Origin of the sequence: Sphingobium sp. D43FB (assembly GCF_002312805.1) — a bacterium.
Taxonomy (GTDB): Bacteria; Pseudomonadota; Alphaproteobacteria; order Sphingomonadales; family Sphingomonadaceae; genus Sphingobium.
On the sequence record NZ_NMUA01000002.1, the window covers coordinates 284,539 to 297,863 of the forward strand.

General features: G+C 64.6%; 9 protein-coding genes. 8 read left to right on the top strand and 1 reads right to left on the bottom strand.

The window, feature by feature from the left end; translation table 11 throughout:
- Positions 1–94 precede the first annotated feature (94 nt).
- The 8 genes from hisG to SxD43FB_RS03285 all read left to right on the top strand — a co-directional run bounded on the left by hisG (position 95) and on the right by SxD43FB_RS03285 (position 12,519).
- A complete protein-coding gene (gene hisG / locus SxD43FB_RS03250; RefSeq protein WP_037476505.1) occupies positions 95–757 on the top strand; it encodes an ATP phosphoribosyltransferase in 663 nt (220 codons plus the stop codon).
- Positions 758–901: 144 nt separating this feature from the next.
- Positions 902–2,191 (top strand): histidinol dehydrogenase, encoded by a 1,290-nt coding sequence (hisD, locus tag SxD43FB_RS03255; RefSeq protein WP_096060939.1) that lies wholly within the window; start codon positions 902–904, stop codon positions 2,189–2,191.
- A 21-nt stretch (positions 2,192–2,212) separates the two neighbouring features.
- A complete protein-coding gene (gene nusB, locus SxD43FB_RS03260; RefSeq protein WP_096060940.1) occupies positions 2,213–2,659 on the top strand; it encodes a transcription antitermination factor NusB in 447 nt (148 codons plus the stop codon).
- Between the two features lie 160 nt (positions 2,660–2,819).
- Complete coding sequence (gene thiL, locus SxD43FB_RS03265; RefSeq protein WP_096060941.1) at positions 2,820–3,734, top strand: thiamine-phosphate kinase; 915 nt, start codon at positions 2,820–2,822, stop codon at positions 3,732–3,734.
- Positions 3,735–4,088: 354 nt separating this feature from the next.
- Positions 4,089–6,212, top strand: coding sequence for a sodium-translocating pyrophosphatase (locus SxD43FB_RS03270; RefSeq protein ID WP_096060942.1), 2,124 nt, complete (start codon positions 4,089–4,091; stop codon positions 6,210–6,212).
- Between the two features lie 101 nt (positions 6,213–6,313).
- Positions 6,314–8,263 carry a S9 family peptidase gene (locus SxD43FB_RS03275; protein ID WP_096060943.1) on the top strand — a complete coding sequence of 650 codons (1,950 nt, stop codon included), beginning with the start codon at positions 6,314–6,316 and terminating at the stop codon, positions 8,261–8,263.
- A gap of 263 nt (positions 8,264–8,526) precedes the next feature.
- Positions 8,527–9,522 (top strand): sensor domain-containing diguanylate cyclase, encoded by a 996-nt coding sequence (locus tag SxD43FB_RS03280; RefSeq protein ID WP_096060944.1) that lies wholly within the window; start codon positions 8,527–8,529, stop codon positions 9,520–9,522.
- A 159-nt stretch (positions 9,523–9,681) separates the two neighbouring features.
- A complete protein-coding gene (locus tag SxD43FB_RS03285) occupies positions 9,682–12,519 on the top strand; it encodes a DNA methyltransferase (protein WP_096060945.1) in 2,838 nt (945 codons plus the stop codon).
- On the opposite strand, the gene SxD43FB_RS03290 is transcribed toward SxD43FB_RS03285, so the two are convergent.
- Positions 12,498–13,169, bottom strand: coding sequence for a glutathione S-transferase family protein (locus SxD43FB_RS03290; protein WP_037476369.1), 672 nt, complete (start codon positions 13,167–13,169; stop codon positions 12,498–12,500). The genes SxD43FB_RS03285 and SxD43FB_RS03290 overlap by 22 nt on opposite strands.
- Positions 13,170–13,325 lie beyond the last annotated feature (156 nt).

Consider the following 13,325-nt stretch of genomic DNA (forward strand, 5'->3'; position numbering starts at 1 on the left):
GGTAAGGCTCCATATCCTTCTCCCTCAAGGGAGAAGGAGTATGCCCCCCCAAATCCTTGCCCTGCCCCCCGCGCCCGGCTAAGGCCCGCGCGTCATGACTCGCACCCTCACCTTCGCCATTCCCAAGGGCCGCATCCTCGATGAAGCGCTGCCCTTGCTCGCCAAAGCCGGTATCGAGCCGGAGGCGGAGTTTCATGACAAGAAAAGCCGGGCGCTGCGCTTTGCTACCAACCGCCCCGACGTGTCGATCATCCGCGTGCGCGCGTTCGACGTCGCCACCTTCGTCGCCCATGGCGCGGCGCAGATCGGCATCGTCGGATCGGACGTGGTGGAAGAGTTCGACTATTCCGAACTTTACGCGCCAGTGGACCTCGACATCGGCCATTGCCGCCTGTCGGTCGCCCAGCCCGCGGACGCCGCCGATGAAGATGAAGCCGCGATCAGCCATGTCCGCGTCGCGACCAAATATCCGCACCTCACGCGCAAATATTATGAAGCGCGCGGGCTGCAGGCGGAATGTGTGAAGCTCAACGGCGCGATGGAATTGGCCCCTTCGCTGGGGCTTTCGCGGCGCATCGTCGACCTCGTCTCGTCGGGTGCGACGCTGAAGGCCAATGGCCTCGTCGAAACCGATATCATCATGCCGATTTCCGCCCGCCTGATCGTCAACCGCGCCGCCTTCAAGATGCGCTCGGCGGAATTGGCGCCGATGGTCGAGGCGTTTCGCCGGGCCGTGGGGGTGCGGGATGCGGCGTGACGCCTATTCAATCCTCCCCTTGCAGGGGAGGTGGCTGGCCGCAGGCCAGACGGAGGGGTGTTACCCTTCCGATAGCGTGACACCCCTCCACCACCGCCTTCGGCGGCGGTCCCCCTCCCCCGCCGGGGGAGGAATAGAGTAATCATGACCCAACGCCTTACCACCACCTCGCCCGACTTCGCAGCCGCCTTCACCACCTTGGTCGATGCGCGCCGCGAAGCCGATGAAGATGTCTCGCGCGATGTCACCGCGATCCTCAAAGCCGTGCGCGCGGGCGGCGACGCGGCGCTGGCGGACTATACCCAGCGCTTCGACCATCACGACCTGAACGTCACCGGCTGGGCGGTCACGCGCGCCGAATGCCGCGCCGCGCTCGATGGCATTTCCACCACCCTGCGCGACGCGCTCGAACTCGCCGCCGCGCGCATCACCACCTACCATGAAAAGCAGCGCCCGGTGGACAGCGACGGCGTGGACAGCGCGGGCGTGCGCCTTGGCGCGCGCTGGAGCGCGGTCGACGCGGCGGGGCTTTACGTCCCCGGCGGTCGCGCCGCCTATCCCAGCTCGCTGCTGATGAATGTCATTCCTGCCAAGGTCGCGGGCGTCAGCCGCATCGCGATGGTGACGCCGACGCCGAATGGCGAGATCAACCGGCTGGTGCTGGCCGCCGCCCAGATTGCGGGGATCGAGGAAATCTGGCGCGTTGGCGGGGCGCAGGCCGTCGCCGCACTCGCTTATGGCACGGACCGGATCGCACCGGTGGATGTCATCACCGGCCCCGGCAATGCCTGGGTCGCCGAAGCCAAACGGCAGCTTTACGGCGTGGTCGGCATCGACATGGTCGCCGGCCCATCGGAAATCCTGGTCGTCGCCGACGCCAAGAATGACCCCGACTGGATTGCCGCCGACCTGCTCAGCCAGTCCGAACATGATCCGACCAGCCAGTCGATCCTCTTCACCGACGATGCCGCCTTCGCCGATGCGGTCGAACAGGCGGTGCAGCGCCGCCTGCCGCTGCTCTCGACCCAGGCCGTGGCGACCACCAGTTGGGAAGCCAATGGCGCGATCATCGTCGTGCGCGATTTCGAAGAGGCAATGCCGCTGGTCAACCGGCTCGCCGCTGAACATCTCGAACTGGCGGTGGATGATCCCGATGCGCTGTTCGCCAAGGTGCGCCATGCTGGTTCGGTGTTCCTTGGCCGGATGACGCCCGAAGCGGTCGGCGATTATGTCGCCGGGCCGAACCACGTCCTGCCCACCGGCCGCCGTGCGCGCTTCTCGTCGGGCCTGTCCGTGCTGGACTTCATGAAGCGCACCAGCTTCTTGAGTCTTGATGCCGCCGCGATCGGCGCGATCGGCCCGGCGGCGGTTGCGCTGGCGGAAGCGGAAGGCTTGCCCGCCCATGCCGCATCCGTGGCGTTGCGCCTGAAGTAACACAGGCGTAGGGGGCATCCGATGAACGAACGATCCAAATCCCGCTCCGCCGCGCGCCTTGCCGCGGTCCAGGCGCTCTACCAGCTCGAAATGGAGGGCACGCCGCTCCACATCCTGCTGCATGAATTTCACACCCATCGCCTCGGCGCGACGATCGAGGATGTGACCTATGCCCCGGCCGAACAGTCGTTTTTCGACGATGTCGTGTCCGGCGTCGACAAGCGCCGCGACGAGATCGACGCGCTGATCGCCGCCCGCCTGTCGACCGGCTGGAGCCTCGATCGGCTCGACAAGCCGATGCGCCAGATATTGCGCGCGGGCACCTATGAACTGCTCGCCCGCGCCGATGTCGGCACCGGCACGGTCATCAGCGAATATGTCGATGTCGCCCACGCCTTTTACGACAAGCGCGAATCGGGCTTCGTCAACGGCCTGCTTGATGGCGTGGCCAAGGATGTGCGGGCGTAAGCACCGCCCTCCGTTCGTTTCGAGCGAAGTCGAGAAACCTGCGCGCGGCGTTTCTCGACGTAGTTTATCCAGAGCGCCTGCCGCAGGCGGGCAGTCGAAGGGCTCGAAACGAACGGAGGAAAGCATTTCGGATCGGCGGTGAGAAGGCTAGACTCCCGCCATGTCCGCCGAATCCCGCTTCCTCACCCTGCTGCGCCTATTGGCGAATGATCCCGCCGCGCAAGGGTTGATGGATGATGTCGCGATCCTGCCGGTTGGCGGCACCCGCCTGATCCTGACCAGCGACACGATGGTCGAGGGCGTCCATTACCTCCCCACCGATCCGCCCGCCGATATCGGCTGGAAACTCGCGGCGGTGAACCTGTCCGACCTGGCGGCGAAGGGCGCGCGGCCGGTCGGCTGCCTGCTCAACTATGCGCTGTCGGGCGACGAAGCATGGGACGCAGCCTTTATCGCGGGGCTGGGCGAAGCGCTCGATCGCCACGCCATGCCGCTGCTCGGCGGCGATACCGTCGCCATGCCATCCGCCAGCGCGCGCAGCTATAGCCTGACCGCGATCGGACAAGCGACCGGCCCAATCCCCGCGCGGAATGGCGCGCAACCAGGCGACATTCTCTATGTTACTGGCCCCGTGGGCGACGCGGGCATTGGCCTCGACCTTGCCCGTGCCGACCCGGCCGCGTCCGGCCCACTGGTCGATGCCTATCGCCGCCCGCGCCCACGCCTCGCCGAAGGCACACTACTCGCCCCCCACGCCAGCGCCATGATGGACCTGTCGGACGGGCTGTTGATCGACGCGCAGCGCATGGGTCAGGCCAGCGGCGTCGCGATCATCATCGACCATATCCCCCTCTCCCCGGCGCTGGAAAAGGCGCGCGGGGCCAGCACCGCGGTCCAGATCGCCGCCGCGCGCGCGGGCGATGATTATGAGTTGCTCTTCACGTTGCCGCGGGGGCTGGCTCCCCCGGTGCGGTCCATTCCGGTCGGGCATGTCAGCACGGGCGCAGGCCTCACCTTGATGATCGACGGCGCGATCGTGCCGCTGCCCGACCGGCTTGGCTGGGAACATGGATAAGTCGAGAGGGTCCGTTCGTTTCGAGCCCTTCGACTGCCCGCCTGCGGCAGGCGCTCTGGATAAACTACGTCGAGAAACGCCGCGTAATCGTTTCTCGACTGCGCTCGAAACGAACGGGTGAGGTTGGTGAGGTTTCTGCGCCAACCCGCTTGACGCACGCCCTCCACCCTGTAGCTTCGCTTCACCCTATTCTCAGCCCGTTTGGACCGCTTATGTGCGTGTGCCCACTGCTGATTGACGCGGTGATCGATGCCGGAGCCAACCCGCCCGGCCGCCCGCCCCTGCGCCTTTCGTTCGCCCGTCATTCCCTGCGGAGCGGCCGATGACAGCCATAACAGGGGGAGAGGAACAAGCATGCAGATCGTCTATATCGCCATAGGATGTGGCCTATTGGCCATCCTCTATGGCCTGTTCACCAGCCGACAGGTGCTAAGTGCGCCCGCAGGCAACGCCACCATGCAGGAGATTGCGGGCGCGATTCAGGAGGGGGCGAGGGCCTATCTGGGCCGCCAATATACCACCATCGCCATTGTCGGCGTAGTCGTCGCCGCGCTGGTCCTGCTCTTCTTGGGGATCACATCCGCCATCGCCTTCCTGATCGGCGCGATCCTGTCGGGGGCGGCGGGTTTCATCGGCATGAACATTTCGGTGCGCGCCAATGTCCGCACGGCCGAAGCCTGTCGCGGCACGCTGCAAAGCGGGTTGACGGTGGCGTTCCGCGCGGGCGCGATCACCGGCATGCTGGTGGCGGGCCTGGCTTTGCTCGCGATATCCGTCTTCTTCTGGTATCTGACCGGCCCGTCGGGCTATGCGCCCGACGACCGGCTCGTCATCGACAGCCTCGTCGCGCTGGCCTTCGGCGCATCGCTCATTTCCATCTTCGCGCGGCTGGGCGGCGGCATCTTTACCAAGGCCGCCGATGTCGGCGCGGACCTCGTTGGCAAGGTCGAGGCTGGAATCCCCGAAGACGACCCCCGCAACCCCGCCGTCATCGCCGATAATGTCGGCGACAATGTCGGCGATTGTGCAGGGATGGCCGCCGACCTGTTCGAAACCTATGTCGTCACCATCGGCGCAACCATGGTGCTGACCGCGCTGCTGGTCACCGGCCTCGACAATGCCGTGCTGCTCAACCTGATGGCACTGCCGCTGATCGTGGGCGGCGTGTGCATCATCACCTCGATCATCGGCACCTATATGGTGCGGCTCGGCTCCAGCCAGTCGATCATGGGCGCGCTCTACAAGGGCTTCTGGACCACCGCTCTGCTCTCCATCCCGGCCATCTATTATGTCACCTGGCGCACGCTGGGCGACATGAACGCAGTGTTCGGCGCGGACCTGGATGGCGTGGGCGGCTATACCGGCATGGCGCTGTTCTGGTCGATGATGGTGGGCCTCGCCGTCACCGGGCTTTTGGTGGTCATCACCGAATATTATACCGGCACCAATTATCGCCCGGTCCGCTCCATCGCCAAGGCGTCGGAAACCGGCCATGGCACCAACGTCATTCAGGGTCTGGCGATCAGCCTGGAGTCCACTGCCCTGCCGACGCTGGTGATCGTCATCGGCATCATCGTGGCACATCAACTGGCGGGCCTCATCGGCATCGCCTTCGCCGCCACTGCCATGCTGGCGCTGGCGGGCATGGTCGTCGCATTGGACGCTTATGGTCCGGTGACGGACAATGCAGGCGGCATCGCCGAAATGGCGCATCTCGACGATAGCGTGCGGGTCAAGACTGACGCACTGGACGCGGTGGGCAACACGACCAAGGCGGTGACGAAGGGCTATGCCATCGGCTCTGCGGGCCTCGCCGCGCTCGTGCTGTTCGGTGCCTATACCGAGGATTTGAAATATTATAACAGCGCGCTTGGCCTCACCGCGCCGGTCGATTTCAGCCTCTCCAACCCCTATGTCATCGTCGGCCTGCTGCTGGGCGCGCTGCTACCCTATCTGTTCGGGGCGATGGGAATGACCGCGGTGGGCCGCGCCGCGGGCGACGTGGTCAAGGATGTCCGCGCGCAATTTGCCGAGAATAAGGGCATCATGGATGGCACCAGCAAGCCCGACTATGCCCGCACCGTCGATCTGGTAACGAAGGCCGCGATCAAGGAAATGATCGTCCCCAGCCTGTTGCCGGTGCTGGCCCCGATCGTCGTCTATTTCGCCATCTCGGCGGTCGCGGGCGTCTCCAACGGCTTCGCAGCGCTCGGCGCGCTGCTGCTCGGCGTCATCGTCTCCGGCCTGTTCGTCGCGCTGTCGATGACATCGGGCGGCGGCGCATGGGACAATGCGAAGAAATATATCGAGGATGGCCATCATGGCGGCAAGGGCAGCGAAGCCCATAAGGCGGCTGTGACCGGCGACACGGTGGGCGATCCCTACAAGGATACCGCCGGGCCAGCGGTCAACCCGATGATCAAGATCACCAACATCGTCGCGCTGCTGCTGCTCGCCGCGCTGGCGCATGGGGGATAGGATCATCCCAACCATCTGAGCATTCGCCAAAAAAGCAGATGACGGCGCGTCGACCTCGCCCTATTCCCTGGGGCGGGGTCGATCTGTCTGGGGGGAAATCGATGAAGGCTATTCTTACGTCGCTGATGGGCAGCGCGCTGTTTCTGGCGTTGCCGGTATCAGCCCAATCCCCGGCCCCTGACAGTGCGCCGACCTGGACGGTCAAGGATTTCGCTGCCCTGCCCCTGATGGAGCAACCTGCCCTCTCGCCCGACGGCTTGCACATCGCCAGCCGGGTCGCGGTCAACGGTGAGCAATTGCTGGTGATCGCCGATGTGCATGACGGCCCTAACCGCGTCCGTTCGCTGGCCCTGGGCGACAATGATCTCAATTGGTGGCAATGGGTCAATGACGACTGGCTGATCGCGGGCATCGGCGCGGAAAGCAATGTTCAGGGCATGCCCTGGTATGTCAGCCGCGTCGCCAGCGTGAAGCGCGACGGCAGCAAGATCAATATGCTCGCCAAATCAGCCGCGGCGCAAAACGCCGATGACGTCATCTGGATCGCGCGCGATGGCACGCCACGCATCCTCCTCGCCTACCAGACATCGATCTTCTCCAACGACCCCGGCTTCTGGCCGAAGGTCGATGAGGTCGATGTCGGCACGGGGAAGATGCGCAGCGTCATTGCCTCCCGCCAGCATGTGCGAAACTGGTATGCCGACGCCACCGGTGCGGTGCGCATGGGGGTGGGCTATAATGACAGTAGCCGCACGGGCAAGCTGCTCTACCGCCCCGATGGGCGGGCCAATTTCCGCGTCGTCGACCGGGCCGATCGCCGCCGCGATGAATCGCTGGTGGTGCCGCTGCTCTTCACCGCTGATCCCGCCAAGGCGATCGCCAGCGATGATCGCGAAGGCACCGATGCGCTCTACGAACTGGATCTCGCCACGCTCGAACTGGGGCGCAAGATATTTTCGGCGCCGGGTTTCGATCTGGGCGGGATAACCGAGGATGCCGCCGGGACCGGCCTTGCCGGGGTGCGCTACACCGGCGACGCGCCTGCGGTTCATTGGTTCGACGCCAATCTGGCCAAGATTCAAGCGGATATCGACAAGGCGGTCGGTGAGCGGCGCGCGCGCATCATTTCCACCAGCCGGGACGGCCAGCGCATGGTCGTGCATGTCGGCACGCCCGATCAGCCCGGTGCCTATTATTATTACGATACGGCGGCAGGCGCCATGAGCATCCTGTCCAGGGTGAGCGACCGCTTCACCACCAAGACCCGCCTCGCACCCGTCAAGACCATCCGCTACAAGGCGCGCGACGGGCTGGAGATTGCCGCCGTGCTGACGGTTCCGGCCGGGCGCGACGCAAAGAACCTGCCGTTCATCCTGATGCCCCATGGCGGCCCTTTCGCCCGCGATGCGGAGGAGTGGGACTGGTGGGTCCAGTTTCTGGCGTGGCGCGGCTATGCCGTGCTGCAACCCAATTATCGCGGCTCGTCTGGCTATGGCAGAGCCTTCGCCGAAAAGGGCGAGGGACAATGGGGCCTGGCCATGCAGGACGACCTCAACGACGCGGTCGATTGGGCGGTGCAGCAGGGTATTGCCGATCCCAAGCGCGTCTGCATGGTCGGCGCATCCTATGGCGGCTATGCCGCGATGCGAGCGGCCCAGCGTGACCCCGCCAAATATCGCTGCGCCGTATCCTATGCCGGCGTTTCCGACCTTGCCGCCATGATGCGCTATGACCAGCGCTTCCTCTATCATAGCACGCGCAAGGATTGGATGAAGGAGCAGGCCCCCGATTTCGCTGCCGTCTCGCCGATCCACTTCGCCGGACAATTCGCCACGCCCATCCTGTTGATGCACGGCAAAAAGGACCGTCGCGTCCAGGTAAGCCAGTCGCGCGAAATGGCGGAAAAGCTCAAGGCCGCCGGGAAGGTCCAGGGCCGCGACTATCTCTATGTCGAACAGCCGCTGGCCGATCATCACTTCTCGCGCGAGGCCGATAGGCTGGAGTTTCTGGAAAAGCTCGATGCCTTCCTGAAAGACCATAACCCGGCCTGACTTTGGGGCTCGGCCCGGCTGAAGCAGCATTATTGGGGTAACGGCCCTGTCCGACGGGCCGCTATGCTGCTACGACATACGTACGGCGAAAGACAGGCTCGAACGCGCGATATCCCTTGCCGCTCCGCGCCTGTTTTAACCCTTTGTTCAGAACCCAGGCCCACTCTGGTACACCGGTCGGCCAAGGGGGGTGGCCAGACCCCGCCGGATTTCCTCGCCATGCCCGAAGCGGCAGGCATAATATGATAACCGGATACCGTGAAATGCCCTGTGCCATACCTATCGATGAACCCGCCCGGATAGCGGCGCTGCGCCGCTATGGGATTTTGGACACCCCGGCCGAAGGTGCCTTTGACAAGGTGACCGATTTGGTGCGGACCTTGTTCGATGTGCCCATTTCGGCCGTGTCGCTGATCGACACCGAACGCCAATGGTTCAAGTCGATCACGGGCCTCGACATATCCGAAACCGCCCGCAGCATGGCCTTTTGCGACCATGCCATCCGCCAGGACGAACCGCTCGTCATCACCGATGCGCAGGCCGATCCGCGCTTTTGCGACAATCCGCTGGTGACCGGAGAGCCGGGCATCCGCAGCTATGCCGGGGTGCAGTTGCGCACGCCTGATGGCCATAATCTGGGGTCGCTCTGCGCCATCGACACCCGGCCCCGCACCTTTTCGCCCGAACAGATGGAAGTACTCAAGGGCCTTGCCCCCATCGTCGTGGAGCAGATGGAATTGCGTCTGCTGGCCGAGCGCGACCATCTGAGCGGAGCGCTGACCCGGCGCGCCTTCATCGCCGAAATGGACAAGCGGATCGCGCTCTTCACCCGCCACCGCCGCCCGGCCGCGCTGGTGCTGCTCGATATCGACCATTTCAAGCAGATCAACGACCGCCACGGCCATCCGGCGGGCGACCGCGTGATCGAAGCGGTCGCGGCGCTCTGCAAAGGCCTGTCCCGCCCCAGCGATGCGTTCGGCCGGATCGGCGGCGAGGAATTCGGCCTGCTGCTGCCCGAAGCGCAGGAGGCCGATGCGCTGGCGGTCGCCAATCGGATACGCGCCGCGATCGAGCGGTTCGAGATCACCAACAATCCACCACTGCATGTCACCGCCAGCTTCGGCGTCGCCACGATCGGCGCGGGGCGCATGTCGAGCGAAGCCTGGCTGTCGGCCGCCGACGCCGCGCTCTACCAGGCCAAGCGCGCGGGGCGCAACCGGGCCATACTGGCCCCGATCGAGGCCGTCCGCGCCGCCTGATCCGCATGGGGTGACGCGACCATAATGGACGGAAATCCGGCCTGATCCGGCCCACAATTTTGCGCCATATCGGACCAGCGCCATAATGGTCCAGGGTCTGCTTGGCGCGGATCACCCCTGCATCCACCCCGTCTCCCTCATCATGGGGGGAGGGCAGGGATGCGGCTCAGCTGGCCGGAAATTCGCACGAACGCGGCCCATTTCGCCGCCGAATGGCACGGTAAGGGCTATGAAAAAGGCCAGACCCACAGCTTCTACGACGAATTTTTCGGCATTTTCGGCGTGCCGCGCAAGCAGGTCGCCGTTTACGAACAGCGGGTCAAATCGCTCGATCCCGCGCGGTCCGGCGGTTTCATCGACCTGTTCTGGCCCGGCACGCTGATCGTCGAACAGAAGAGCGCGGGCCGCAACCTCGACCGCGCCATGGCCCAGGCGCTCGATTATTATGACTGGCTGCCAGACGTGCAGCGCCCCCGCCACATGATGGTGTGCGATTTCCAGCGTTTCGAACTGGTCGACCTGGAAACCCGCCGCGAATGGCGCTTCCCACTCACCGACCTCAAACGCCATGTCGAGGCCTTCGGCTTCATCATCGGCGTCCAGCCGCGCCTGTTCCGCAACCAGTCGCCGGTCAATCGCCAGGCGTCGGAACTGATGGGCCGCCTGCACAATGCGCTCGCCGCTGACGGCTATGTCGGCCATGATCTGGAACGGCTGCTCGTCCGCCTGCTCTTCATCCTCTTTGCCGACGATACCGGCATTTTCGAGCGCAAGGACCAGTTCCTCACCTTCCTCGAACGGCGCACCCGCGCCGATGGCCGCGACCTGGGCCGATGGCTCGGCGAACTGTTCCAGACGCTCGACACCCCGCCCGACCGGCGACAGCAGAGCCTCGACGCCGATCTCGCCGACTTTCCTTACATCAACGGCGAACTGTTCCGCGAACGCATCGCCATGCCCAGTTTCGACGCCGCGATGCGCACGATGCTGCTCGACGCCAGCCTCTTCAACTGGGGCGATGTGTCGCCCGCGATATTCGGGTCGCTGTTCGAAAGCGTGATCGACACGGTGACGCGGCGCAAGCAGGGCGCGCACTACACGCCCGAACAGGCGATCCTCAAGGTCATCGAACCGCTGTTTCTGGACGATTTGCGCGCCGACTTCACCCGCGCCAGCGCGCTCAAATCGGGCCGCGAGCGTGCCTTGCGCGCGCTGCATCAGCGGCTGGGGACGATGGCTTTCCTCGACCCGGCCTGTGGCGCTGGCAATTTCCTGGTCGTCGCCTATCGCGAGCTGCGCGAACTGGAACGCGACATATTGCGCGAATTGCTCACCATCCACGGCCGGGTCGAACTGGTGATGGATGTCGCGGCGCTCTCGAAACTGGATGTCGATCATTTCTTCGGCATCGAAATCGACGAGTTTCCCGCCATGATCGCGCAGGTGGCGCTGTGGATGACCGACCATATCGCCAACACCCGCCTGGCCGAGGATTTCGGCCAGCATTATGCCCGCATCCCGCTAGTGAAGGCACCCGGCATCCACCATGGCGACGCACTGGAACTGGACTGGAATCAGGTCATTCCGGCGCAGGGCTGCACCTTCGTCTTCGGCAACCCGCCCTTTGTCGGCGCGAAATATCAGAGCGAAGCGCAGCGGTCGCAGGTCCGCCGCCTCGCCGCCCTGCCCGGCAGCGGCGGCACGCTGGACTATGTCGCCGCCTGGTTCCTCAAGGCCGCCCGCTATGTCGCGGGCGGCGACGCGCGCATCGCCTTCGTATCGACCAATTCGATCGTGCAGGGCGAACAGGTGGCGCAGCTCTGGCCGCTGATCTTTCGCGCAGGCGTCGAAATCGCCTTCGCCCACCGCACCTTCGTCTGGCCCGGCCGGGCGGCGGTCCATTGCGTCATCATCGGCCTCGCCCAGCGCCGCGACGAACCGGCGCAAAAGCGGCTGTTCAGCTATGCCGACGCCAAGGGCGAGCCGACCGAAACCCGCCATAGCGCGCTGACCGCCTATCTGTTCGACGCCCGCGATGCCGACCGCCATCTGGTGGTGCGGGAGGAGAGCCGACCGATCAACGGCGCACCGCGCATCGTCATCGGGTCCAAGCCGATTGATGGCGGCTATCTGATCTTCGACGCCGACGCGCGGGCGAAGTTGCTGGCGCAGGAACCGGACGCCGAACCCTTTTTGCGCCCCTATGTCGGCGCACAGGAATATCTCAATGGCGGCGAACGGTGGATATTGGCGCTACAGGATGCCGCCCCGGCGGATATTCGCCAGCTTCCCACCGTCCGGCAAAGGCTGCGCCAGGTGACGGCCTATCGCCGCGGCGAGATTGCGGCGCTGGGCAAAGCGGAAGAGAGCAAGAAGACGCCCGGCCGGTCCTCGCTGGCGCTGGCCGATACGCCATCGGCCTTTCACGTCACGGTCATCCCGACCCTGCCCTTCCTCGCCATCCCCGAAGTCAGTTCGGAACGGCGCGACTATATCCCGATCGGCTGGCTGGAACCGCCGACCATTCCGAGTAACAAGTTACGCATCCTGCCCGATGCGACGCTGTGGCATTTCGGTGTCCTGACCAGCCACATGCACATGGCATGGACAATGCACATCGGCGGCCGCCTCAAGAGCGACTTTCAATATGCCATTGGCCTAAATTATAACTGCTTCCCTTGGCCCGATGCCATCCCAGCCCAGCGCACCAGGATCGAAACCCTCGCCCAAGCCGTTCTCAACGCCCGCGCCCTGCCCCGCAATGCGACATCGACCCTGGCCGATCTCTACGACCCCGACACCATGCCCGCGCAATTGCGCAAGGCGCATCATGATCTCGATCTCGCGATCGACCGACTCTATCGCAAGGCGCCCTTCGGGTCCGACCGCGAACGGGTGGAATATCTCTTCACCCTCTACCAGCGACTGATCGACCCGCTCCACAATGCAAAGCGCAGCCGACCTGTCAGGCCTGCTCAAAAATCCGGCTTTTCATAATGGGGCGGCGGCGCGATCACTTCCATCCGTTCCGACAATAAGGGCCGAAAAGACGGCCTCGACTTGAACCCGGCATACCAGCGCCGCACCGGCTCATGCCCCTGCCAATCGATCCCGCCCAGATAGTCCGCGACCGACAGATGCGCCGCCGCCGCGATGTCCGCGAGGCTGAGCGTACCCCCCGCCATCCAACTACGATGGTCGAGCAGATAGTCCATATAATCCATATGCACATTCGCGCGCTTCATCGCTTCGCGCAGGATGCGGGCTTCGGGCGGCGCGCGCTCGATCAGCCGTTTCTTCATCCGTTCGTGCAGCAGCGGGCCGACGACGTCGCCATAGAAATTCTGGTCGAAAAAGGCGGTCAGCCGCCGCACTTCGGCGCGCCCGGCGGCGGTGCCGGAAATCAGTGGCACCTTCTCCACCGTTTCCTCGAAATATTCGCAGATCGCCTGGCTGTCGATCAGGGTCAGACCCTTGTCATGATCGGCCATGACCGGCGTGGTGCCGGCCGGGTTGAGATCAAGAAATTCGTCGCGCATCGCCCAGGGCGATTCGCGGACCAGATCATAGCCGATCCCCTTTTCGCCCAGCAGTAGCCGGACCTTGCGCGAGAAAGGGCAAAGCGGAAATTGATAAAGCAGCCACATAGGCGATCCCTGTTAGGCGCGCGCGGGTCGGGGGGGAAGCGGCAAAATGGTGGAAGCCGCCTCAACAATTTCGGTCATATCGTCCAAAAGCATGGCAAGAAACGGCATGGTCCGACCTTCCGATCCGTACAGCGGGACGATAGAAGAGACTGCGAT